Source organism: Escherichia sp. E4736, assembly GCF_005781225.1.
In the GTDB taxonomy this organism is placed as follows: domain Bacteria; phylum Pseudomonadota; class Gammaproteobacteria; order Enterobacterales; family Enterobacteriaceae; genus Escherichia.
Genome location: NZ_VATT01000031.1, coordinates 1 through 25,872, shown reverse-complemented (window position 1 = coordinate 25,872; position 25,872 = coordinate 1). Strand labels below are relative to the sequence as shown.

The window sequence follows — 25,872 nt, the reverse complement described above, 5'->3', positions numbered from 1 at the left end:
GGTGGTGAATGTGAAACCAGTAACGCTATACGATGTCGCAGAGTATGCCGGTGTCTCTTATCAGACCGTTTCCCGCGTGGTAAATCAGGCCAGCCACGTTTCTGCGAAAACGCGGGAAAAAGTGGAAGCGGCAATGGCGGAGCTGAATTACATTCCCAACCGCGTGGCACAACAACTGGCGGGCAAACAGTCGTTGCTGATTGGCGTTGCTACCTCCAGCCTGGCCCTGCACGCGCCGTCACAAATTGTCGCGGCGATAAAATCTCGCGCCGACCAACTGGGTGCCAGCGTGGTGGTGTCGATGGTAGAACGAAGCGGCGTCGATGCCTGTAAAGCGGCGGTACACAATCTTCTCGCGCAACGCGTGAGCGGTCTGATCATCAACTATCCGCTGGATGAACAAGATGCCATTGCTGTGGAAGCCGCCTGTGGTAACGTGCCAGCGTTATTCCTTGATGTCTCTGACCAGGCCCCCATCAACAGTATTATTTTTTCCCATGTAGACGGTACGCGGCTTGGCGTGGATCATCTGGTCGCATTAGGTCACCAGCAAATCGCGCTGTTAGCAGGCCCATTAAGTTCTGTCTCCGCGCGTCTGCGTCTGGCGGGCTGGCACAAATATCTCAAACACCATCAAATTCAGCCAATAGCGGAACTGGAAGGCGACTGGAGCGCCATGTCCGGTTTTCAACAAACCATGCAGATGCTGAATGAGGGCGTTATTCCCACCGCGATGCTGGTTGCCAACGATCAGATGGCGTTGGGCGCAATGCGCGCCATTACCGAGTTCGGGCTGCGCGTCGGCGCGGATATCTCGGTAGTGGGATACGACGATACCGAGGACAGCTCGTGTTATATCCCGCCGTTAACCACCATCAAACAGGATTTTCGTCTGCTGGGGCAAACCAGCGTAGACCGCTTGCTGCAACTCTCTCAGGGGCAGGCGGTGAAGGGAAATCAGCTACTGCCCGTCTCACTGGTGAAAAGAAAAACCACCCTGCCACCCAATACGCAAACCGCCTCTCCCCGCGCGTTGGCCGATTCATTAATGCAGCTGGCAAGGCAAATTTCCCGTCTGGAAAGCGGACAGTGAGCGCAACGCAATTAATGTGAGTCAGCTCACTCATTAGGCCCCCCAGGCTTTACACTCTATGCGTCAGGCTCGTATGTTGTGTGAAATTGTGAGCGGATAACAATTTCACACAGGATACAGCTATGACCATGATTACGGATTCACTGGCCGTCGTATTACAACGTCGTGACTGGGAAAACCCTGGCGTTACCCAACTTAATCGCCTTGCGGCGCATCCCCCTTTCGCCAGCTGGCGTAATAGCGAAGAAGCCCGCGCCGATAGCCCTTCCCGACAGTTGCGCAGCCTGAATGGTGAGTGGCAATTTGCCTGGTTTCCGGCACCAGAAGCGGTGCCGGAAAGCTGGCTCGAGAGCGATCTTCCTGACGCCGATACTGTCGTCGTCCCCTCAAACTGGCAGATGCACGGTTACGACGCGCCCATCTACACCAACGTGACCTATCCCATTGCGGTCAATCCGCCATTTGTTCCCGCAGAAAATCCGACAGGCTGTTACTCGCTCACATTTAATGTTGATGAAAGCTGGCTACAGGAAGGCCAGACGCGAATTATTTTTGATGGCGTTAACTCGGCGTTTCATCTGTGGTGCAACGGGCGCTGGGTCGGTTACGGCCAGGACAGTCGTTTGCCGTCTGAATTTGACCTGAGCGAATTTTTACGCGCCGGAGAAAACCGCCTCGCGGTGATGGTGCTGCGCTGGAGTGACGGTAGCTATCTGGAAGATCAGGATATGTGGCGAATGAGCGGCATTTTCCGTGACGTCTCGTTACTGCACAAACCGACCACACAAATCAGCGATTTCCATGTTGCCACTCACTTTAATGATGTTTTCAGCCGCGCTGTACTGGAGGCAGAAGTTCAGATGTACGGCGAACTGCGCGATGAGCTGCGGATAACAGTTTCTTTATGGCAGGGTGAAACGCAGGTCGCCAGCGGCACCGCACCTTTCGGCGGCGAAATTATCGATGAACGTGGTGGTTATAGCGATCGCGTCACGCTACGTCTGAACGTCGAAAACCCGGCGCTGTGGAGCGCCGAACTCCCGAATCTCTATCGTGCGGTGGTTGAACTGCACACCGCCGACGGCACGCTGATTGAAGCAGAAGCCTGCGATGTCGGTTTCCGCGAGGTGCGGATTGAAAATGGCCTGCTGCTGCTGAACGGCAAGCCGTTGCTGATTCGCGGCGTTAACCGTCACGAGCATCATCCTCTGCATGGTCAGGTCATGGATGAGCAGACGATGGTGCAGGATATCCAGCTGATGAAGCAGAACAACTTTAACGCCGTGCGCTGTTCGCATTATCCGAACCATCCGCTGTGGTACACGCTGTGCGACCGCTATGGCCTGTATGTGGTGGATGAAGCCAATATTGAAACCCACGGCATGGTGCCGATGAATCGACTGACGGATGATCCGCACTGGTTACCTGCGATGAGCGAACGCGTAACGCGGATGGTGCAGCGCGATCGTAATCACCCGAGTGTAATCATCTGGTCGCTGGGGAATGAATCAGGCCACGGCGCTAATCACGACGCGCTGTATCGCTGGATCAAATCTGTCGATCCTTCCCGCCCGGTACAGTATGAAGGCGGCGGGGCCGACACCACGGCCACCGATATTATTTGCCCGATGTACGCGCGCGTGGATGAAGACCAGCCCTTCCCGGCTGTGCCGAAATGGTCCATCAAAAAATGGCTTTCACTGCCTGGAGAGACGCGCCCGCTGATCCTTTGCGAATACGCCCACGCGATGGGTAACAGTCTTGGCGGCTTCGCTAAATACTGGCAGGCATTTCGTCAGTACCCCCGTTTACAGGGCGGCTTTGTCTGGGACTGGGTGGATCAGTCGCTGATTAAATATGATGAAAACGGAAACCCGTGGTCGGCTTACGGCGGTGATTTTGGCGATACGCCAAACGATCGCCAGTTCTGTATGAACGGTCTGGTCTTTGCCGACCGCACGCCGCATCCGGCTCTGACAGAAGCAAAACACCAGCAGCAGTTTTTCCAGTTCCGTTTATCCGGGCGAACCATCGAAGTGACCAGCGAATACCTGTTCCGTCATAGCGATAACGAGCTACTGCACTGGTCGGTGGCGCTAGATGGCAAGCCGCTGGCAAGCGGTGAAGTGCCTCTGGATGTCGCCCCACAAGGTAAACAGTTGATTGAACTGCCTGAACTACCGCAGCCGGAGAACGCCGGGCAACTCTGGCTCACGGTACGCGTAGTGCAACCGAACGCGACCGCATGGTCAGAAGCCGGACACATCAGCGCCTGGCAACAATGGCGACTGGCGGAAAACCTCAGCGTGACACTCCCCTACGCGTCCCACGCCATCCCGCAACTGACCACCAGCGAAACGGATTTTTGCATCGAGCTGGGTAACAAGCGTTGGCAATTTAACCGCCAGTCAGGCTTTCTTTCACAGATGTGGATTGGCGATGAAAAACAACTGCTGACGCCGCTGCGCGATCAGTTCACCCGTGCGCCGCTGGATAACGACATTGGCGTAAGTGAAGCAACGCGTATTGATCCGAACGCCTGGGTCGAACGCTGGAAGGCGGCGGGCCATTACCAGGCCGAAGCGGCGTTGTTGCAGTGCTCGGCAGATACACTTGCCGACGCGGTGCTGATTACGACCGCCCACGCGTGGCAGCATCAGGGGAAAACCTTATTTATCAGCCGGAAAACTTACCGGATTGATGGACACGGTGATATGGTCATCAGTGTGGATGTTGAAGTGGCGAGCGATACGCCGCATCCGGCGCGGATTGGCCTGACCTGCCAGCTGGCGCAGGTAGCAGAGCGGGTAAACTGGCTCGGATTAGGGCCGCAAGAAAACTATCCCGACCGCCTTACTGCAGCCTGTTTTGACCGCTGGGATCTGCCATTGTCAGACATGTATACCCCGTACGTTTTCCCGAGCGAAAACGGTCTGCGCTGCGGGACGCGCGAATTGAATTATGGCCCACACCAGTGGCGCGGCGACTTCCAGTTCAATATCAGCCGCTACAGCCAACAACAACTGATGGAAACCAGTCATCGCCATCTGCTGCACGCGGAAGAAGGCACCTGGCTGAATATCGACGGTTTCCATATGGGGATTGGTGGCGACGACTCCTGGAGCCCGTCAGTGTCGGCAGAATTTCAGCTGAGCGCAGGTCGCTATCATTACCAGTTGATCTGGTGCCAAAAATAATAATAACCGGGCAGGCTATGTCTGCCCGTATTTAGCGTAAGGAAATCCATTATGTTCTATTTAAAAAACACAAACTTTTGGATGTTCGGCTTATTCTTTTTCTTTTACTTTTTTATCATGGGTGCCTATTTCCCGTTTTTCCCGATTTGGCTACATGACATCAACCATATCAGCAAAAGTGATACCGGAATAATTTTTGCCGCTATTTCTCTGTTCTCCCTGTTATTTCAACCACTGTTTGGTCTGCTTTCTGACAAACTCGGGCTGCGCAAATACCTGCTATGGATTATTACCGGCATGTTAGTGATGTTTGCGCCGTTCTTTATTTTTATCTTCGGGCCACTGTTACAATACAACATTCTAGTAGGCTCGATTGTTGGTGGCATTTATCTTGGCTTTTGTTTTAACGCCGGTGCGCCAGCAGTAGAGGCATTTATCGAGAAAGTCAGCCGTCGCAGTAATTTCGAATTTGGTCGTGCGCGGATGTTTGGCTGTGTTGGCTGGGCGCTGTGTGCCTCGATTGTCGGCATCATGTTCACCATCAATAACCAGTTTGTTTTCTGGCTGGGTTCTGGCTGTGCGCTCATCCTCGCCGTTTTGCTCTTTTTTGCCAGAACGGATGCCCCTTCTTCCGCCACGGTTGCCAATGCCGTAGGCGCCAACCATTCTGCATTTAGCCTTAAGCTGGCACTGGAATTGTTCAGACAGCCCAAACTGTGGTTTTTGTCGCTGTATGTTATTGGCGTTTCCTGTACCTACGATGTTTTTGACCAACAGTTTGCTAATTTCTTTACTTCGTTTTTTACCTCCAGTGAACAGGGTACGCGGGTATTTGGCTACGTAACGACAATGGGCGAATTACTTAACGCCTCGATTATGTTCTTTGCGCCGCTGATTATTAATCGCATCGGTGGGAAAAACGCCCTGCTGCTGGCTGGCACTATTATGTCTGTACGCATTATTGGCTCATCGTTCGCCACTTCAGCGCTGGAAGTGGTCATTCTGAAAACGCTGCATATGTTTGAAGTACCGTTCCTGCTGGTGGGCTGCTTTAAATATATTACCAGCCAGTTTGAAGTGCGTTTTTCAGCGACGATTTATCTGGTCTGTTTCTGCTTCTTTAAGCAACTGGCGATGATTTTTATGTCTGTACTGGCGGGCAATATGTATGAAAGCATCGGTTTCCAGGGCGCTTATCTGGTGCTGGGTCTGGTGGCGCTGGGCTTCACCTTGATTTCCGTGTTCACACTTAGCGGCCCCGGCCCGCTTTCTCTACTGCGTCGCCAGGTGAATGAAGTCGCTTAAGCAATTAATGTCGGATGGGGCGCGAGCGCCTTATCCGACCAACATATCAGGACGGAATGATCGCAATGAACATGCCAATGACCGAAAGAATAAAAGCAGGCAAGCTATTTACCGATATGTGCGAAGGCTTACCTGAAAAAAGACTTCGTGGGAAAACGTTAATGTATGAGTTTAATCACTCGCATCCATCAGAAGTTGAAAAAAGGGAAAGCCTGATTAAAGAAATGTTTGCCACAGTAGGGGAAAACGCCTGGATAGAACCACCTGTCTATTTCTCTTACGGTTCCAATATCCATATAGGCCGCAATTTTTACGCAAATTTCAATTTAACCATTGTCGATGACTACACGGTAACAATCGGTGATAACGTACTGATTGCACCCAACGTTACTCTTTCCGTTACGGGACACCCTGTACACCATGAATTGAGAAAAAACGGAGAGATGTACTCTTTTCCGATAACGATTGGCAATAATGTCTGGATCGGGAGTCATGTGGTCATTAATCCAGGCGTCACCATCGGGGATAATTCTGTTATTGGCGCGGGTAGTGTCGTCACAAAAGACATTCCACCAAACGTCGTGGCTGCTGGCGTTCCTTGTCGGGTTATTCGCGAAATAAACGACCGGGATAAGCAATATTATTACAAAGATTACAAAGTTGAATCGTCACTTTAAATTATAAAAATTGCCTGATGCGCTTCGCTTATCAGGCCTACAAATTCAGTGATCTACGTAGGCCGCATCCGGCATGAACAAAGCGCAGGAACAAGCGTCGCATCATGCCTCTTTGACCCACAGCTGCGGAAAACGTGCTGGTGCAAAGCGCAGGGTTATGATCATCAGCCCAACGACGCATAGCGCATGAAACGCCCAGTCCATCAGGTAATTGCCGCTGATACTGCGCAGCACGCCAGAAAACCAGGGGGCAAGCCCGGCAATGACAAAACCAATCCCCTGCATAAACGCCACCAGCTTGCCAGCAATAGTCGGTTGCACAGAGTGGTCGAGCGCCAGCAGCAAACAGAGCGGAAACGCGCCGCCCAGACCTAAACCACACACCATCGCCCACAATACCGGCAATTGCAGCGGCAGCCAGATAAAGCCGCAGAAACCCACCAGTTGTAACACCAGCGCCAGCATTAACAGTTTGCGTCGGTCCTGATGGCGAGCCATAGCAGGCATTAGCAATGCCCCTGCGGCTTGCCCAAGCGTCATCAACGCCAGCAAGGAACCGCTGTACTGCGCGCTGGCACCAATCTCAATATAGAAAGCGGGTAACCAGGCAATCAGGCTAGCGTAACCACCGTTAATCAGACCGAAGTAAAGGCCCAGCGTCCACGCGCGGGGAGTGAATACCACGCGAACCGGAGTGGTTGTTGTCTTGTGAGAAGAGGCGACCTCGCGGGCGCTTTGCCACCACCAGGCAAAGAGCGCAACAACGGCAGGCAGCGCCCACCAGGCGAGTGTTTGATACCAGGTTTCGCTGTGATGAACTAACCAGGGCGTCAGGGCGGCACCAAGTCCACCGCCGCCCATCAGAGCCGCGGACCACAGCCCCATCACCAGTGGCGTGCGCTGCTGAAACCGCCGTTTAATCACCGAAGGCATCACCGCCTGAATGATACCGATCCCCACCCCACCAAGCAGTGCGCTGCTAAGCAGCAGCGCACTTTGGGGGTAAAGCTCACGCATCAATGCACCGACGGCAATCAGCAACAAACTGATGGCGACGCTGCGACGTTCACTGACATGCTGATGAAGCCAGCTTCCGGCCAGTGCCAGCCCGCCCATGGTGACCACCGGCAGAGCGGTCAACAGGGCAGCCACGCTAAAGCTCATTCCGCTCGCCTGGCGCAATTGCGGTAGCAGTGGCCCGACGGAGGTGAGCAGTGGTCGCATATTAAGACCAATCAGCACCAGAACCAGCAGCATCGTGAACGTCTTTTGATGGTCGCGCATGACTGTCAGAACGGTTTGGTCGGCAGATATTTACCATCTAAGGTGATGACCGCACGTTCGCCACCTTCCGGGTCCGCCACTTTCTTAACGTCGAGTTTGAAGTTAATCGCGCTGATAATGCCATCGCCAAACTTCTCATGAACCAACGCTTTCAGGGTTGTGCCGTACACCTGCAACATTTCATAGAAACGATACATCGTTGGGTCGGTTGGAATACGGTCATCAATGCAGCCACGCAGTGGCACAGTTTGTAATAACAGAATGGCGTCTTCGTCGAGATCCAGTTTCGCCCCGACCAGGCGGGCGGCGTCGGCAGGAAGCGCCTGCTGACCCAGCAAAGCCGCGGTTACGAAGGCTTCTGCCAGACCGGTGCCATCGGCAATCTCGGCAAATGAGAGATCTTTTTTAGCTTTGCTGAGCAAAATGGCATCGGCAAGATCAAGACGAATATTGCGGTTAATTTGCGACTGAATCATGGTGGATCTCCTGATGGTTTAAAAATAAGGTTACGCTGCGGTCGGTTGGCGTAGCGGTATGGCACAAACGCGAGGATTAGCTGCCAGTGGCACAAACTGGCGGGTTGCGCCGTCAAAAGCTGCGATGCTGCCGCTTTCAATGTCGTAGACCCAGCCGTGCAGGGCGATCCGCCCCTCTTCGAGCGCCAGGCGCACCGATGGATGAGTTTGCAAATTAGCCAACTGAGCAATGACGTTTTCACGTACCATCGCCGCAGCTTTTGACGGTAAATCGGGATGCGGGCGCGCCTCATTAACGACGCGGGCAGAATCGGCATAACGCAGCCAGTGGGAGACGGCAGGCATATGGTCCATGCACTGACAGCTGGCAATGGCGGTCATCGCGCCACAGTTGGAATGACCACAAATCACAATGTCAGATACCCGAAGCGCAGCGACGGCATACTCCACCGAAGCAGAAACGCCACCGGGTTCCGGTCCGTAGGAAGGGACGATATTGCCCGCATTGCGAATAACGAACAGATCGCCGGGCTCACGTTGCGTCACCAGCTCAGGGACCAGACGGCTATCGGAGCATGAGATAAAAAGTGTGCGCGGGCTTTGCTGTGTCGCCAGCTGTTTAAACAAGGCTTCCCGCTTCGGAAATGCCTCGCGCTGGAATTTAAGGAATCCATCAATAATCTCTTTCACCGTTAACCTCTGTCTGTCTCTGGAATGAGAGGCAGACTACTCGCCGATTGCCATAAGGTAAAAGACTCATTTATGATGAGTTCTATTGGATTTACTTATAGGTTGGCGAATGCTCTCTCGACATATCAATTACTTTCTTGCCGTGGCTGAACATGGCAGCTTCACCCGTGCCGCCAGTGCGTTGCACGTCTCCCAGCCTGCGCTTTCCCAGCAGATTCGCCAGTTAGAGGAGAGTTTAGGCGTGCCGCTGTTTGACCGTAGCGGGCGAACGATTCGTCTCACTGATGCGGGGGAAGTCTGGCGACAGTACGCCAGCCGGGCGTTACAGGAACTGGGGGCGGGTAAACGGGCGATTCATGATGTTGCCGATCTGACGCGAGGATCGCTGCGTATCGCCGTCACCCCCACCTTTACGAGCTACTTTATCGGCCCCTTAATGGCGGATTTCTATGCGCGCTACCCCGGCATCACGCTCCAGCTACAGGAAATGTCGCAGGAGAAAATCGAAGATATGCTTTGTCGCGACGAGCTGGACGTTGGGATTGCCTTCGCGCCTGTGCATTCGCCGGAGCTGGAGGCAATTCCTTTACTGACAGAAAGTTTAGCGTTGGTGGTGGCGAAACATCATCCGCTGGCTGACCAGGAACAGGTGGCATTGAGTCGCTTGCATGATGAAAAACTGGTGCTGCTCAGCGCGGAATTTGCCACCAGAGAGCAAATTGACTACTACTGCGAGAAAGCGGGGCTGCATCCACAGGTGGTAATTGAGGCGAACTCAATTAGCGCGGTTCTGGAGCTGATTCGCCGCACTTCTCTTTCCACCTTGCTGCCTGCGGCGATTGCCACACAACATGATGGGCTTAAAGCGATTTCTCTTGCCCCGCCACTACTGGAGAGAACGGCGGTTTTGTTGCGGCGGAAAAATAGCTGGCAGACAGCCGCCGCGAAGGCATTTTTGCACATGGCGTTGGAGGAATGCGCGGTTGTTGGCGGGAATGAATCACGGTAGCCGCTGACACAGGTCAGCGGCTGGAATTGCCTGATGCGCTACGCTTATCAGGCCTACGAGTTCAGTGCAAGGCGTTCACGCCGCATCCGACATAAACTACGCTCGCTGTAACCCAGTCGATTATCGTTTGTAATCGATGGCTTCTGGCTGCTCCAGATACACGGTGGTTTGTGCCGGTTGTGTACTGGCGATCACTTTACCGCCACGTACCGAATAACGTACCGGAACCTGACGGCGCAGCGCGTCAAACCCATTTTCAGCCGGCAGGATAATCAGGTTAGCGCTGTTTCCGGCGGCAATGCCATAATCCTGCAAATTCAACGTTCTGGCGCTGTGGTGGGTGATCAAATTCAGGCCATCGTTAATTTGCCCGTAGCCCATCAACTGACAAACATGCAGCCCCATATGCAGCACTTGCAGCATATTCGCCGTTCCCAGCGGATACCACGGATCGAAGACATCATCGTGACCAAAGCAGACGTTAATGCCGGACTCCAGCATCTCTTTAACGCGCGTGATGCCGCGACGTTTTGGATACGTATCGAAACGTCCTTGCAGATGAATATTGACCAGCGGGTTGGCGACAAAGTTAATACCGGACATTTTCAGCAAGCGGAACAAGCGTGAGGTATACGCCCCGTTATAGGAGTGCATTGCCGTGGTGTGGCTGGCGGTGACTCGCGCGCCCATGCCTTCACGGTGCGCCAGGGCGGCAACGGTTTCGACAAAGCGCGACTGTTCGTCATCAATCTCGTCACAGTGAACGTCGATGAGACGGTCGTATTTTTGCGCCAGGGCGAAGGTTTTATGCAGCGACTCCACGCCATATTCGCGGGTAAATTCAAAATGCGGAATCGCCCCCACTACGTCGGCCCCTAAGCGTAACGCCTCTTCCAGCAACACTTCACCGTTGGGATACGACAAAATCCCTTCCTGCGGGAAGGCGACGATTTGCAGATCAATCCACGGCGCGACTTCCTGCTTCACTTCCAGCATTGCTTTCAGCGCAGTCAGCGTTGCGTCCGAAACATCGACATGGGTACGCACATGCTGAATGCCGTTGGCAATCTGCCATTTCAGCGTTTGCCAGGCGCGTTGTTTCACATCGTCATGAGTTAATAACGCTTTGCGCTCGGCCCAGCGTTCAATGCCTTCAAACAGCGTGCCGGACTGATTCCAGTTCGGTTGCCCGGCGGTTTGCGTGGTGTCCAGGTGAATATGCGGCTCCACAAACGGCGGTAAAACTAAACCTTGTTCGGCATCCAGGCTGTTTTCAGTTATGGGCATCACACCGGATTGCGCGTCAATGGCGCTGATTTTTCCGTCCTGCAGATGAATCTGCCACAGCCCCTCTTTGCCGGGTAACCGGGCGTTACTAATTGTTTGTAAAGCGTTATTCGACACTGTTAGCCTCCACATGCGTCATTGCAGCTGTCGTTTTACGATTCAAAATCGGGTTAAGGATCAGATAGCTCAGCGCGCCACCTAATACCGCGTTGACCGGAACAATTCCCGGTAACCAGTGGCCTGCGGCAATCCCCAGCGCGACAGCCAGAATCGCCACCCAATTGACACTCATCATACGCGTGGTCGCAAAGTGCTCATAGCGGCGACGGTTCATCAGATAGTCGGCGATAATCACGCCGCCCACCGGAGGAATAGCTGCCGAAAGGAAGGTCAGCCAGCCGACAAAATTGTTATACAGCCATAATGCGCAGACCGTACCGATAATACCGTTAATCACCGAAAGGGTTTTGCTCGACATACCGGTAATGTTGGCGAAACCTAAACCCGACGCATAGAGCGCGTTATCGTTGGTGGTCCAGATATTCAGCCCCAGCACCACAATCGCAGGCAGCAGCAGGCCCTGAGCAATCATCACATCAGAGATATCTGCCATGCCCAGTGCCGCAGCGCCCGCTGCACCGAAAATAAACATCAACGAGTTGCCGAGGAAAAAGGCCACCATCGCCACCAGCACCGCCAGTTTGGCATTGCGACCAAAGCGGACAAAATCAGCGGTGAGCGTACCTGCACTGATAAATGACCCCACAACCAGCGCCAGCGCGACATTGAAATCTAACGGTTGTGCGGGAACGACCGCTTTTAATGCGTCCAGGCCGCCCATGCCGTTAACGGCCAGCCACACGGAATAACCGCCAAGGCAGGCGATAGCCGGAACCGCAATCACCGAAAGAACCGTCAGCGCCGAAATGCCAAAGAAGACGGTGACGGTCATCAGTAAACCGGAGACGGCAATCAGCAAATTAATATCCAGCCCGGTTGCCTTGCCCACCGGAATGGCAAACATTGCCACGCCAACGCCAAACCAGCCAACCTGGGTGCCTCCCAGCAGCAGTGAAGGCAGCCATGAGCCTTTAACACCAAACGAGAAACGAGCAAGAAGATGAGTGGTCAGGCCGGTTTTTGCGCCAATGTAACCAAGAAATGAAGTGTAAATACCGAGGAGAAGATTACCGATGAGGACTGCGAGGAAGAAATCATGATAGCTAAGACCGGTTCCGAGAGTGCCGCCGGTCCACATACTGGCGGAAAAGAAGGTTAATCCCAGCATGACGAACGTCAATGCCAATACCCCTTTCCGCGCCGACTGCGGGACTGGCCCCTGGCTAAAGTTGTTATCTTGCGACACGAAATTCCTCCGTTTGCTGTTTGAAACCCAAAAAATCCGCCGCATTCTATTCATCTGAAGATAAAAAGCAATCGTTTTCGTGGGGAAATATATTTTTTATATGAATGAGTGCAAAAAGGTGGGGGAAAACTTATCTGTGTAAAAACAGTGGGTAGGCATGATAAGACGCGTCAGCGTCGCATCAGGCATCTGCGCACGGTGTCGGATGCGCCACACGACGCATCCGACAATAACTTACTCTTCCATCGCCTGGCGGATCTGATCCAACGACGCAGGATCATCAATGGTCGTCAGATCCCCAGGATCGCGTCCTTCGCAAATCGCCTGGATCGTGCGCCGCAGCATTTTTCCGGATCGCGTTTTCGGCAATTGCGAGACAAACCAGACGTGCGCCGGGCGGCCAAAGTTGCCAATCTGGCTGTCCACTAGCGCCATAATCGCCTTCTCTTGCGAGTGCGCCACCTCGCGGTCATCCAGACTGTCGCTCTCTTTCGGAATGACAAACGCCACCGCTACCTGCCCTTTCAGCGCATCTTTCACCCCAACCACCGCCACTTCGGCAACGCCCGGATGACTGGAGATACTCTCCTCAATCTCACGCGTCCCCAGCCGATGCCCGGCAACGTTAATCACGTCATCAGTGCGCCCGAGAATAAAGTGATAACCGTCAGCATCGCGGATGCCCCAGTCAAAGGTGGCGTACACCGGGCGGGAAAACAACGACCAGTAAGTCTTCACAAAGCGGTCGTCGTCGCCCCAGATGGTTTGAATACAGCCCGGCGGCAGCGGCCCTTCCACCACCAGCATCCCTTTCTCATTGACGCCGCACGGTTCGCCGGTGACTTCATTAAGCAACTGTACGTTGTAGCCATACATCGGCACACCAGGGCTTCCTAAACGCGTCGGCCTGTCGTCCAGACCGCGAGCAATCGCCATAATCGGCCAGCCGGATTCGGTCTGCCAGTAGTTGTCGATGACCGGCACATCCAGCGTATTACTTACCCAACTGGCGGTTGGCTCGTCCAGCGGTTCTCCAGCCAGATAGAGCACTTCCAGCGACGAGAGATCGTGTTTGCGAATTTCGGCGGTAGGGAATTTTTTCAGCACGCGAATAGCGGTCGGCGCTGAGAACATGCGGCTAACCTGATATTTCTCGACGATTTTCCACCACACACCGCAGTCCGGCCAGGTCGGCAATCCTTCGTAAACAATGGTCGCCATCCCCGCCAACAGCGGCGCGTAGACGATATACGAATGCCCCACCACCCAGCCGATATCCGAGGCGCAAAAGAACACGCCGCCCGCTTTGCCGCCAAAAATGGTGTCCATCGAGGTCGCCAGCGCCACCGCATAACCGCCGACGTCACGCTGCACGCCTTTAGGTTTGCCGGTCGTGCCGGAGGTGTAAAGAATGCAGGAGATTTCGTTGGATTCCAGCCACGCCACCGGCACCCGCGCGCCGATGTGTTGATGGCGCAACGACGCGAAATCGACATCCCGCCCACTAACACGCGGCATTTTCGCCAGCCCGCGATCCACCAGCAAAACGTGGCGCGGCTGATGCTGTGCCTGACTTATCGCATCGTCGAGCAATTTTTTATAGGGAATGATTTTGCCACCGCGCGCTCCGGCATCAGCCGAGACAATCAGCACCGGTTTAGCGTCATCAATTCGCGCCGCCACGCTGTGCGAAGCAAATCCACCAAACACCACCGAGTGAATAGCACCAATGCGCGCACAGGCCAGCAGGGTAATATGCGCTTCGGCAATCATCGGCATATACACCAGCACCCGATCGCCACGCTGCACGCCCAGCGAGCGCAGCATTGACGCCACCGCGTTCACTTCGTCATGCAGCTGGCGAAAGGTAAAGGTGCGCTCTTCTTCTGTTTCCGAAGAGACGGCAATCAATGCCAGCGCCTCTGGCTGTTTCTCCAGCCAGCGATCGATAGCGTTGTGACACAAGTTGGTTCGGCCTTCACAAAACCAACGGGCAAACGGCGGGTTGCTGTGATCGAGCGTTTGCGTAAAGGGCGTCTGCCAGTCAATACGCCGGGCCTGCTCGGCCCAGAACTGCTCCGGTTCGTTAATCGAACGCTGATAAAATTCGCTAAAAGACATAATGCTCTCCTGTTGAACTTACGCCTTACCGCCGTTTACTTAAATGACGTACAGGTCGAGATACTCATTGACCGGCATCTGTTCGAGGCGAGTTCTGTCGAGAGAAACCTCCAGAATGCGCTGCTGCTGGCGAGTCGGGAACTGGCGCGCGAGATTGATTTTGAATTTATCGACCAGTTTCGGAATGCCGTCCTGGCGGCGGCGCGCATGACCAATTGGGTACTCCACCACCACTTCTTCAAAGCGCGTGCCGTCGGTGAACTCAAGGATTATGGCATTGGCGATGGCGCGTTTTTCCGGGTCGTGGTAGTCAGCGGTAAACGCAGGATCTTCAAAGCAATTGATCTTCTCGCGCAGGGCGTCGATGCGTTTATCTTGCGCAACCTTGTCTTCGTAATCTGCCGCTGTTAAGCGCCCGAATAGCAGCGGGATCGCCACCATGTACTGAATGCAGTGATCGCGGTCTGCCGGGTTATTGAGCGGCCCTTTTTTGTCGATGATGCGAATACAGGCTTCGTGGGTGCGAATGGTCACTTTTTCGATATCCGCCGCCGTTTTGCCTGCTGCCTGCATCTGTTCATAGAGCGTCATCGCAGCTTCAACGGCCGTCTGGGAGTGGAACTCCGCCGGGAAGGAGATTTTGAACAGCACATTCTCCATAACGTAGGAACCGTACGGACGCTGGAAGCGGAACGACTCGCCTTTAAAGGAGACGTCGTAGAAGCCCCACACCGGCGCGGTCAGGGCTGACGGATAACCCATTTCGCCCGTTTTCGCCATCAGTGCCAGACGTACCGCGCGGGAAGTGGCATCGCCCGCCGCCCAGGATTTACGCGTGCCGGTATTCGGCGCATGGCGATAGGTGCGCAGTGACTGACCGTCCACCCACGCCAGCGAAACGGCGTTGAGAATTTCCTCGCGGGTCAGGCCGAGCATTTCGGCAACCACGGCGGTGGAAGCCACTTTCACTAACAGAACGTGGTCGAGACCGACGCGATTAAAGGAGTTTTCCAGCGCAATGCAGCCCTGAATTTCATGGGCTTTAATCATTCCGGTCAGCACCTGTTTCATGGTTAACGGGGCTTTGCCGCTGGCGACTGCGTTACGTGAAAGCCAGTCTGCCGTTGCCAGAATGCCGCCGAGGTTGTCGGAAGGATGGCCCCACTCCGCCGCCAGCCAGGTATCGTTGAAATCGAGCCAGCGGATCATCGCGCCAATGTTAAATGCCGCCTGGACGGGGTCGAGCTGAAACTGAGTTCCGGGGACGCGCACGCCGTTAGGTACAACGGTGCCGGGGACAATTGGCCCCAGCAGTTTTTTGCAGGCCGGGTATTCAAGGGCTTCAAGACCGCAGCCGAGCGTGTCGAGCAGGCAGTAATGAGCGGTGTCGTAGGCCACTCTGGAGCTGATTTCGTAGTTCATCACGTAATCGACGATATCAACGATTTCACGATCAAATTCCGGGCGGATGTTGTTGATTTGAGCTGACATTGGGTACGTTTCCTTATTGTTATTCGTAGAGGTTTACTGGCGCTTATCCAGCGCGACAAACGGGCGGTCTTCCGGTCCAACGTAATTGGCGGAAGGACGGATAATTTTGTTGTCCTGACGTTGTTCGATAATGTGCGCCGCCCAGCCGGTGACGCGGGCGATAACAAACAGTGGTGTGAACATCTCGGTGGGAACGCCCATCATGTTGTAGGAAACAGCGGAGAACCAGTCGAGATTGGGGAACATCTTTTTCGTCTCCCACATCACCGTTTCCAGACGATCGGCGATGTTGTACATCTTCAGCGAGCCGCCTTCCTGCGAGAGCTGCTTCGCCACGCGTTTGATCACCTGATGACGCGGGTCGGCGATGGTGTAAACCGGATGTCCAAAACCAATGACCACTTCTTTGTTTTCCACGCGCTTGCGGATATCGGTTTCGGCTTCGTCCGGCGTTTCATAGCGTTGTTGGATCTCCAGCGACACTTCATTCGCCCCGCCGTGTTTCGGCCCGCGCAATGCGCCAATCGCGCCAATAATCGCGGAATACATATCCGAGCCAGTACCCGCAATCACCCGGCTGGTAAAGGTGGAGGCGTTAAACTCGTGCTCGGCGTACAGCACCAGCGAAATTTGCATCGCCTTTTCCCAGCTTTGCGACGGCTTTTCGCCGTGCAGCAGATGCAGGAAGTGACCGCCGATGGAGTCGTCATCTGTTTCCGGCTGGATGCGTTCGCCGTTGTGGCTGTAGTGATACCAGTAGAGAAGAATCGAGCTCAGCGACGCCAACAGTTTGTCGGCTATATCCCGCGCGCCAGAGACGGTGTGCCCCTCTTTTTCTGGCAGCGTGCAACCGAGCGCGGAAACGCCGGTGCGCATGACATCCATCGGGTGCGACGCCGCTGGTAAGGCTTCCAGCACGGTACGCACGTTAGCCGGTAAACCGCGCAGGGCTTTCAGTTTGGTTTTGTAGGCGGCGAGTTCGTCACGGGTCGGCAGTTTGCCGTGGATCAGCAGGTGCGCCACTTCTTCGAATTCGCAATGTTCTGCAAGGTCGAGAATATCGTAGCCGCGGTAATGCAGGTCGTTGCCGCTTTTACCCACGGTGCAGAGCGCCGTATTGCCCGCCGGAACGCCAGAAAGCGCCACTGATTTTTTCGGTTTAATGACATGGGTACTGTTTTGCAGGATCGTTGTGTCGCTCATGTTGTCCTCGTCATTGTTATCATTTGTAGGGTCGAGATTGTTGTCGGATGCGACGCTATGCGTCTTATCCGACCTACAGTTCAGTTCACCTCGTAGGCAGGCATCGGTTGTCGGATGCGACGCCATGCGTCTAGTCCGACCAACAGTTCAGTTCACCTCGTAGGCCTGATAAGTCGCGTCAGCGGCGCATCAGGCATCGGTTGTCGGATGCGACCAACGGGCGTTTTTTATTTCGTCTGGCTACGGGCAAACAGGTCGTCGAGCTTCTCTTCGTACTGGTAGTAGTTGATGCTTTCGTACAGCTCGTTGCGGGTCTGCATGGTGTCGATGACGCTTTTCTGCGTGCCTTCCTGACGCAGGACGTTGTAGACATGTTCAGCGGCGCGGTTCATGGCGCGAAACGCTGAAAGTGGGTACAGCGCCATTGCAACATGGGCGCTGCGTAATTCGTCGGTAGTAAACAGCGGCGTGGCACCAAATTCGGTAATGTTGGCGAGGATCGGCACCTGCACCGCATCGGCAAACTGGCGGTACATGGCGAGTTCGGTAATCGCCTCCGGGAACAACATCTCGGCCCCCGCTTCAACATAGGCCTGCGCGCGTTCGATCGCGGCATCCAGTCCTTCAACCGCCAGCGCATCGGTGCGCGCCATGATCACAAAATCAGGATCGGTCTTCGCATCCACCGCCGCGCGGATCCGATCCACCATCTCCTCTTTCGAGACGATCGCTTTATTCGGGCGATGGCCGCAGCGTTTCGCACCAACCTGATCTTCAATATGCAATCCTGCCGCACCGGCTTTAATCATCGATTTCACAGTGCGGGCGACGTTAAAAGCCGAAGAGCCAAAACCGATATCCGCATCCACCAGCAGCGGCAGCGAACAAACGTCGGTGATACGACGAATATCGGTCAGCACATCATCAAGGGTAGAAATACCGAGATCGGGCAGCCCCAGTGAACCTGCCGCCACGCCACCGCCGGAGAGATAAATCGCCTGATACCCGGCACGCTGTGCCAGCAGCGCATGGTTAGCGTTAATGGTGCCGACAATTTGCAACGGGGTTTCTTTGCTTAGTGCAGCGCGAAACGCTTTACCTGGAGAGTGTAGAGACATAGCCCATCCTTTGTTATCAACTTGTTATTTGCATTGATAAAGACAAAGCAAGGGGTGTGCCACTATTGTCTGAATAAAATTAAATGTTTAATTTCAATTTGTTAAAGATAAAGTCATGAAGTAATCCGCAAATATGCGTTTCAGTTAACGTTTCAGACAATGTTTCATCGCGTTTCATTGCAACAATTATGAAACAAGACTAAACCCAATATTCGGTTTCTTAACTTTGCGGTGCGCTATGGCACATCCACCACGGCTGAATGACGACAAACCGGTTATCTGGACGGTATCGGTGACGCGGCTGTTCGAGTTATTTCGCGATATCAGCCTCGAGTTTGATCATCTGGCGAACATTACCCCTATCCAGCTTGGCTTTGAAAAAGCGGTGACCTACATCCGCAAGAAACTGGCTAGCGAACGCTGCGACGCCATCATCGCTGCTGGCTCTAACGGCGCGTACCTGAAAAGCCGCCTGTCAGTGCCGGTGATTCTGATTAAGCCGAGCGGCTACGATGTGTTACAGGCACTGGCAAAAGCCGGAAAACTCACCTCTTCTATCGGCGTTGTCACCTATCAGGAAACTATTCCGGCGCTGGTGGCGTTTCAAAAAACCTTTAATTTGCGCCTCGACCAACGTAGCTACATTACCGAAGAAGATGCGCGCGGGCAGATTAACGAGCTGAAAGCCAACGGCACCGAAGCGGTGGTCGGCGCAGGGCTGATTACCGATCTGGCAGAAGAAGCCGGAATGACCGGAATTTTTATCTATTCCGCCGCCACCGTGCGCCAGGCGTTCAGCGATGCGCTGGATATGACGCGCATGTCGTTACGCCATAACACTCACGATGCCACCCGTAACGCCCTGCGTACTCGTTACGTGCTGGGCGATATGCTCGGTCAATCACCACAGATGGAACAGGTACGGCAGACTATTTTGCTTTATGCCCGTTCCAGTGCAGCGGTGTTGATTGAGGGGGAAACGGGAACGGGCAAAGAGTTGGCGGCCCAGGCGATTCATCGGGAATATTTTGCCCGCCACGATGCGCGACAGGGCAAAAAGTCGCATCCGTTTGTTGCCGTCAACTGCGGGGCGATTGCCGAATCGCTGCTGGAAGCGGAGCTGTTTGGCTATGAGGAAGGGGCGTTTACCGGCTCGCGACGCGGAGGTCGTGCCGGACTGTTCGAAATTGCCCACGGCGGTACGCTGTTTCTGGATGAGATTGGCGAAATGCCTCTGCCATTGCAGACTCGCCTGTTACGAGTGCTGGAAGAAAAAGAGGTCACCCGCGTTGGCGGGCATCAGCCTGTTCCGGTGGATGTGCGGGTCATTAGCGCCACTCACTGCAATCTGGAAGAAGATATGCAGCAAGGGCAGTTTCGCCGTGATCTGTTTTATCGGCTGAGTATTTTGCGTCTGCAATTACCGCCACTGCGTGAGCGAGTGGCGGATATTCTGCCGCTGGCAGAGAGCTTTTTGAAAGTGTCTCTGGCAGCGCTCTCCGCCCCGTTTTCTGCCGCATTACGCCAGGGGTTACAGGCAAGCGAAACTGTGCTGTTGCGCTACGACTGGCCGGGCAATATTCGTGAACTGCGTAATATGATGGAGCGACTGGCGCTGTTTTTAAGTGTGGAACCGACGCCAGATTTAACGCCGCAATTTTTGCAGCAATTATTGCCAGAGCTGACACAAAAATCGGGTAACGTCATCGCCCCACCCTTGCTGACACCACTACAGGCACTGGACAAATTTAATGGTGATAAAACAGCAGCAGCGAATTATTTAGGCATCAGCCGGACGACGTTCTGGCGGCGGCTAAAAAATTAAATTGCCGGATGCGGCGTTAACGCCTTATCCGGCCGACAAAAACATGAATTTCAATATATTCCGTTCACCGATAGACGTGCGCATCGGGTTTGTTTACATGAGCTTCAGAATTACTTCTTCTTATAAAGATCTGCCGTGCCGTGGATCTTATTGTCAGTCTGACCGGAGGTCAGAACCAACACATCCGCACCTTTTTCATCCGCTTTTTTGATCAGATCTTCTTTTGCATCTGCGGTCGACATTTCATTACTGGTTGAAATATCACCTATTTTTTCATATTGCGATTCAACTTTTTCAAATTCCGCTTTGGTCATCAATTCAGCGGCATAGACATTTGTGACAACAAAAGCTAACGCACCAACTAAGAGCTTAGTTCCAGTTTTCATCGATGAACTCCATAATGTGTGATTGGCCAATGCCCTGAAGCTAACAGTCATCATCAGGGTTGATTAATAAGTAGTTCAGCGGTTAGGAAAAATCTATAGGAAAAGAGAATATATTTGTATTTTTCTCAACGATAGCCACATTCTCCCTGTTGTTTAATAACGCTTACTACAATTATCGCAGGTGTTCCTTAAATTAATTTTCATAAAAATCTCAAATTCCTTCATTCGCTAAAATCCAATATAAAATTCACATGAGCCACATTACTTTTCTGAACAAGAAACCACCAACCATATATTGATGTGATTTCCATACTTTTTCTTTATTTCACTTACATAAAGTTTAGGATTATTAGATGTATTTTTTCTAAACGACATAAAAAAACCGCATTAACACAACTTACAAACCACTAAAACCAATCAATGCAATGAACAACTAACACTTTAATAAATTTATTACACCTAATATTACATATATTCTTATTTAGTAACTTGCATGTTTGTGCCTGACAAGGCTTCAGGAAGAAAACAGTGCAATAAAAAACATCTTGCCATTTAATTTTTAAGGATAAAAGTGAGTGATATGAAATCAGCAAAAAAAAGCTTATCGACACGCGCGATAGCCATTTCCACCATATTATTTACGCCAGTATCCTTGGCTATCACCCCACCTACAAATTCAGATAGTAATGTTGTCATTAATAATAATGAAGAGATAAAACTCATTGCATCAGAAGGCTACGATCCCGGATGGGAACATTTTAACTCATTGAAAGTAGGTGAAGAATCTAATGGTTCATTACTCATTGATAATCTTTCACTTACCACTTCAGCAGCCAGCATTGGTAATAATGCTGAAGGCTCCATCACTTTAACAAACCATACCAACTGGCAGTTCGACACCCCTACCTCCAATATTTTTTTAGGCACTAACGAAGGCTCCGGTACGTTATACGTGTTAGAAGGTAGTAAGATAAGTGGCCTGCAATCATTAAGAGTTGGTGAGTTTTATGGTGACGCCAGGGGGACGTTAGTTATTGATGGGGAAAGCTCATCAGTCACCTCTAAGATTGCTATTGTTGGCGATCAGGGAACAGGGAAAGTATCTGTTACTAATGGCGGTACACTCACATCCCTGACTCAACTGAATATTGGGTATGTTAACGCCCATTCTTCTCTGTCAGCTAACCAGAGTAGTTATGGAGAAGTTCAGGTCGCCGATAAAAATTCAACAGTGAATGCCCCAAATATACTTCTTGGTGGATATAACACATCTTCTACTTCTGATACTACCGGAGTTCTCACTGTCAGCAACGATGGTGTAATCAATGCGAATTCATATATCTGGGTTGGTGTCTCCTCTAACGGAACAGGAATATTAAATATTGGAGGTGCGCAAGGTGAGGCTGCGCAACCTGCTGGTTCAATTAATACTCCCCGAATTTATTTAGGGGGGACAAATGCGTCAACCACTTCAATATTAAACTTTAATCACACCAACGCTGATTTTGTTCTGACCTCGTACATAGACGGTAAAGGCCAGGTTAACCAGGTAGGTTCCGGGACAACCACATTATCCGGCTCGAATATCTATACGGGTAATACTTATATTAGCAACGGAAGTCTGCGCGCTGGCACGGTTGATACCTTTAGCCCAAACTCCGATTATATCGTCGACAGTGAAGGCCATCTCGATTTAAACACTTATTCGCAAACATTAAATACTCTGGCGCTGGCTGGAACAGCAACGTTGTCTTCGTATGAACAGGGTCACGAGTTCACGCCGACCACACTGACCATTAACGGCAACTATGCTGCCAATGATGGCCTGTTAGTCATGCATACTGTATTAGGCGATGATAATTCCGCAACGGATAAACTCATCGTAAAAGGGGATACTTCCGGTAGTACCCGCGTCATGGTCAACAATGCGGGCGGTCTGGGCGCGGATACTCTGGAAGGAATAAAAATTGTCGAGGTTGACGGCCTGTCAGAGGGCGTTTTCAGTAAAGAAGGTCGTATTGTTGCCGGTCCCTATGACTACAACGTGGTAAAAAGCGACAACCAGAACTGGTTTTTAACCAGTGAAATTCCCGCAGGACCGTATACTCCGGTACTACCCGTCATCCCGGATCCCGATCCTGAGCCCCCTGTAACACCAGAACCGCCAGTAACACCGGAGCCGCCTGTTACGCCATCTGTTCCACAACCAGAACGAAAACATCTGTATCGCCCGGAAATTGGTAGCTATCTGGCCAATATTCAGGCGGCAAATACGCTGTTTAATACCCGGCTGCATGACCGTCTGGGGGAAACACAATACACCGACCTGCTCACCGGCGAACAGAAAGCAACCAGTCTGTGGATGCGTAACATTGGCGGGCATAACCGCTTTAAAGATCGTTCGGATGAATTGAGCACCCAGAGCAACCGTTATGTTCTGCAACTTGGCGGCGATCTTGCGCAATGGAGCAGTAACGCACTCGATCGCTGGCATCTCGGCCTGATGGCTGGCTATGCCAACAGCAAGAGTCACACGCATTCCAGCCTGACCGGATACAGCTCACGTGGGCAAATCGACGGCTACAGTGTGGGCGTGTATGGCACCTGGTACGCTAACGAAGCAGACAAAACCGGGACTTATGTTGACAGCTGGTTGCTCTATAACTGGTTTGATAACACCGTCTCCGGCGAGTATCTGCCCAGTGAAAAGTATCACTCTGACGGCATCACCGCCGCCATTGAAGCGGGTTATACCTTCCGTCTTGGTGAAAGCGCAGATGCGCGTACCAGCTACTGGTTGCAGCCAAAAATGCAACTGACGTGGATGGACGTGAAGGCAGACAATCATACGGAAGACAATGGCACTCTGGTTGAGGACAGCACCGAAGGCAACCTGCAAACGCGTCTGGGGGTGAAAGCGTATCTGCAGGGTCATCATGCTATTGATGATCATAAAGAGCGTTCCTTCCAGCCTTTCGTGGAAGCCAACTGGATTTATAATTCCCGCAATTACAGCGTGAAGATGGATGGCATCGGCGATGAGATCATCGGCGCGCGTAACGCAGGCGAGTTAAAAGTCGGGGTGGAAGGTCAGATTACTCCGCGTCTGCAACTGTGGGGCAACGTCGCCCAGCAGTTGGGCGACAATGGTTACAGTGATACCCAGGGAATGCTGGGCGTGAAATATCTCTTTTAATGCCACTTTGCCACCTGTCACGTACAGGTGGCACTCTTTTTCGAACCCTGGTCTTTATGATCGCGCTCGCATTCAGTCATTTTTACTATAAATATGATGAAGTTAATTCAGCTTATTTATGGGTGAAATCACTATAGTTCCTTTACACACCGTGTATGAACACCTGCGTTGTGCAAGTTATTTTTCATCTGTGTAAAGGAAGTTAGTTGCATTCATATATCCGACCTCTCTTACGGTACCGTCGTATCCTGCCATGATGTGTGATTAGGGCAATACCCTGAAGATAACAGTCATCATCAGGGTTGATTAATAAGTGGTTCAGCGTTCAGGAAAAACCCACAGAAAAAGGGATTATATTTGTATTTTTCTCAACAATAGCCACATCTCTCCTGTTGTTTAATAACGCTCATGACAATTATCGCTGGTGCTCCTTAAATTAATTTTCATAAAAATCTCAAATTCCTGCTTCCGCTAAAATCCAATATAAAATTCACACAAACCACATTACTTTTCTGAACAAAAAAGCCACCAACCATCTATTCATGTAATTTCCATACCTTTTCTTTATTTCACTTACATAAAGTTTAGGATTATTAGATGTGTTTTTTCTAAACGACATAAAAAAACCACATTAACTCCACGTACAAACCACTAAAACCAATCAATACAATGAACAACTAACACTTTAATAAATTTATTGCATCTAATATTACAGATATTCTTATTTAGCAACTTGCATGTTTACGCCTTACAAGGCTTCAGGAAGAAAAATAGTGCAATAAGAAACATCTCGCCATTTAAATTTAAGGATGAAAGTGAGTGATATGAAATCAGCAAAAAAAAGCTTATCGACACGGGCGATAGCCATTTCAACGGTATTATTTACACCCGTATCCCTGGCTGTAACCCCACCCACAGATGCAAATAGCGTTGTTACCATTAATAATGGCGAAGAGGCAAAAGTTATTGCCGCTGAAGGTTACGATCCCGGATGGAATCATTTTACTTCTTTGAATGTAGGTCAAAACTCTAATGGCTCATTACTCATTGATAATCTTTCACTTATTACTGCTAATGCTACCGTAGGTAATAACTCTGAAGGTTCCCTCACTTTATCCAACCATACCAACTGGCAGTTTGATACTCCTACATCAAAATTGTATTTGGGCACAAATGAAGGTTCCGGCACAGTATACGTGTTAGAAGGCAGTAAGATAAGTGGCCTGCAGGAACTAAGGATTGGTGAGTATTATGGTGATGCCAAAGGGTTGATGGTTATTGATGGGGAAGACTCATCGGTTTCCTCTAACATTGCTATTGTTGGCGATCAGGGAATCGGCAATTTACGTATTACGAATGGCGGTACACTCACTACCTCAGCTCAGGTAGCTATTGGATATGCTTATCCAGGCAATAGTGCATCAAAAAATCGTAATAGTTATGGCGAGGTTCTGGTTGATGGTAAAAATTCAACATTGAATGCTGAATATGTTTATCTTGGTGGATTCAGCCCAGATGTTGCTTTTAATACTACCGGTATCCTTACCGTTAATAATGGTGCAACAATCAATGCCAATTCGTTTATTTGGGTTACTCTCGCACCTGGCGCCACAGGCGTTTTAAATATTGGTGGTGCGCAAGGTGAGGCTGAACAGCCTGCTGGTTCGATTAATACGCCATTTATTCATTTGGGGGCTGCAGATGCTTCTTCCTCTTCGATAGTAAACTTTAATCACTCCAGTACCGATTTTCTGCTGGCCTCGGATATTCAGGGGAACGGCCAGATTAATCAAGTTGGCTCAGGAACAACAACATTATCTGGTTCCAATAGCTATGCTGGTGATACCAATATAACCAAAGGCAGTCTACGCGCAGGTAAAGAAAATACCTTCAGCCCCAACTCCGATTATATTGTCGACAGCGATGGGCATCTCGATTTAAACGGTTATTCGCAAGCGTTAAAAACGCTGACGCTGGCTGGAACAACAACGTTGTCTTCGTATGAACAGGGTCACGAGTTCACGCCGACCACACTGACCATTAACGGCAACTATGCTGCCAATGATGGCCTGTTAGTCATGCATACTGTATTAGGCGATGATAATTCCGTAACGGATAAACTCATCATAAAAGGGGATACTTCCGGTA

Annotated in this window: 18 protein-coding genes; 8 read left to right on the top strand and 10 right to left on the bottom strand. The window is 51.7% G+C overall.

Annotation, left to right across the window (positions count from 1 at the left end):
• The first annotated feature begins 10 nt into the window (after positions 1–10).
• From lacI to lacA, 4 genes are all read left to right on the top strand, one after another.
• Entirely contained in the window at positions 11–1,093 is a 1,083-nt protein-coding gene (gene lacI, locus FEK46_RS18105; RefSeq protein WP_130206133.1) for a DNA-binding transcriptional repressor LacI, read from the top strand.
• 122 nt (positions 1,094–1,215) lie between these two features.
• Positions 1,216–4,290, top strand: a complete 3,075-nt coding sequence (gene lacZ, locus FEK46_RS18100) for a beta-galactosidase (protein ID WP_135560032.1) — start codon at positions 1,216–1,218, stop codon at positions 4,288–4,290.
• 51 nt (positions 4,291–4,341) lie between these two features.
• Positions 4,342–5,595 (top strand): lactose permease, encoded by a 1,254-nt coding sequence (gene lacY, locus FEK46_RS18095; protein ID WP_130223311.1) that lies wholly within the window; start codon positions 4,342–4,344, stop codon positions 5,593–5,595.
• A gap of 65 nt (positions 5,596–5,660) precedes the next feature.
• The gene (gene lacA, locus FEK46_RS18090; protein WP_135404476.1) at positions 5,661–6,272 is read left to right on the top strand and encodes a galactoside O-acetyltransferase; all 612 of its coding nucleotides are present in this window, start codon (positions 5,661–5,663) and stop codon (positions 6,270–6,272) included.
• A 102-nt stretch (positions 6,273–6,374) separates the two neighbouring features.
• On the opposite strand, the gene cynX is transcribed toward lacA, so the two are convergent.
• Genes cynX through cynT form a run of 3 tightly spaced genes read right to left on the bottom strand, consistent with a single transcriptional unit; the run spans position 6,375 to position 8,722 of the window.
• On the bottom strand, positions 6,375–7,556 hold the full coding sequence (gene cynX / locus FEK46_RS18085) for a cyanate transporter CynX (protein WP_135560033.1): 1,182 nt from the start codon (positions 7,554–7,556) through the stop codon (positions 6,375–6,377).
• Between the two features lie 5 nt (positions 7,557–7,561).
• Entirely contained in the window at positions 7,562–8,032 is a 471-nt protein-coding gene (gene cynS / locus FEK46_RS18080) for a cyanase (RefSeq protein WP_130206125.1), read from the bottom strand.
• A gap of 30 nt (positions 8,033–8,062) precedes the next feature.
• Positions 8,063–8,722 carry a carbonic anhydrase CynT gene (gene cynT, locus FEK46_RS18075; RefSeq protein ID WP_000658642.1) on the bottom strand — a complete coding sequence of 220 codons (660 nt, stop codon included), beginning with the start codon at positions 8,720–8,722 and terminating at the stop codon, positions 8,063–8,065.
• Positions 8,723–8,831: 109 nt separating this feature from the next.
• On the opposite strand from cynT, the gene cynR reads away from it, so the two are divergent.
• On the top strand, positions 8,832–9,731 hold the full coding sequence (cynR, locus tag FEK46_RS18070) for a transcriptional regulator CynR (protein ID WP_138194721.1): 900 nt from the start codon (positions 8,832–8,834) through the stop codon (positions 9,729–9,731).
• Between the two features lie 120 nt (positions 9,732–9,851).
• Here cynR and codA read toward each other — a convergent pair whose 3' ends face one another.
• From codA to prpB, 6 genes are all read right to left on the bottom strand, one after another.
• Positions 9,852–11,135 (bottom strand): cytosine/isoguanine deaminase, encoded by a 1,284-nt coding sequence (gene codA, locus FEK46_RS18065; RefSeq protein ID WP_135560034.1) that lies wholly within the window; start codon positions 11,133–11,135, stop codon positions 9,852–9,854.
• Positions 11,125–12,384, bottom strand: a complete 1,260-nt coding sequence (codB, locus tag FEK46_RS18060; protein ID WP_000076233.1) for a cytosine permease — start codon at positions 12,382–12,384, stop codon at positions 11,125–11,127. Before codB ends, codA begins: the two co-directional genes overlap by 11 nt.
• Positions 12,385–12,618: 234 nt before the next feature.
• Positions 12,619–14,505, bottom strand: coding sequence for a propionate--CoA ligase (prpE, locus tag FEK46_RS18055; protein ID WP_138194717.1), 1,887 nt, complete (start codon positions 14,503–14,505; stop codon positions 12,619–12,621).
• Positions 14,506–14,544: 39 nt separating this feature from the next.
• Positions 14,545–15,996, bottom strand: a complete 1,452-nt coding sequence (gene prpD, locus FEK46_RS18050) for a 2-methylcitrate dehydratase (RefSeq protein ID WP_135560035.1) — start codon at positions 15,994–15,996, stop codon at positions 14,545–14,547.
• Positions 15,997–16,029: 33 nt separating this feature from the next.
• Positions 16,030–17,199 carry a 2-methylcitrate synthase gene (gene prpC, locus FEK46_RS18045; protein ID WP_135560036.1) on the bottom strand — a complete coding sequence of 390 codons (1,170 nt, stop codon included), beginning with the start codon at positions 17,197–17,199 and terminating at the stop codon, positions 16,030–16,032.
• A gap of 227 nt (positions 17,200–17,426) precedes the next feature.
• Positions 17,427–18,317 (bottom strand): methylisocitrate lyase, encoded by an 891-nt coding sequence (prpB, locus tag FEK46_RS18040; protein ID WP_130206115.1) that lies wholly within the window; start codon positions 18,315–18,317, stop codon positions 17,427–17,429.
• A 238-nt stretch (positions 18,318–18,555) separates the two neighbouring features.
• Here prpB and prpR point away from each other — a divergent pair, with 238 nt between their 5' ends.
• A complete protein-coding gene (prpR, locus tag FEK46_RS18035; protein ID WP_131160939.1) occupies positions 18,556–20,142 on the top strand; it encodes a propionate catabolism operon regulatory protein PrpR in 1,587 nt (528 codons plus the stop codon).
• A gap of 110 nt (positions 20,143–20,252) precedes the next feature.
• Here prpR and yahO read toward each other — a convergent pair whose 3' ends face one another.
• Complete coding sequence (yahO, locus tag FEK46_RS18030; protein ID WP_130206111.1) at positions 20,253–20,528, bottom strand: DUF1471 family periplasmic protein YahO; 276 nt, start codon at positions 20,526–20,528, stop codon at positions 20,253–20,255.
• Between the two features lie 571 nt (positions 20,529–21,099).
• Between yahO and FEK46_RS18025 the strand changes: the two genes are divergently transcribed.
• Both FEK46_RS18025 and FEK46_RS18020 read left to right on the top strand, forming a co-directional pair.
• Complete coding sequence (locus FEK46_RS18025; RefSeq protein WP_138194715.1) at positions 21,100–23,724, top strand: autotransporter outer membrane beta-barrel domain-containing protein; 2,625 nt, start codon at positions 21,100–21,102, stop codon at positions 23,722–23,724.
• Positions 23,725–24,548: 824 nt separating this feature from the next.
• Positions 24,549–25,872 (top strand): autotransporter-associated beta strand repeat-containing protein (locus FEK46_RS18020; RefSeq protein ID WP_346763848.1); only part of this gene is annotated, 1,324 nt, incomplete at its 3' end.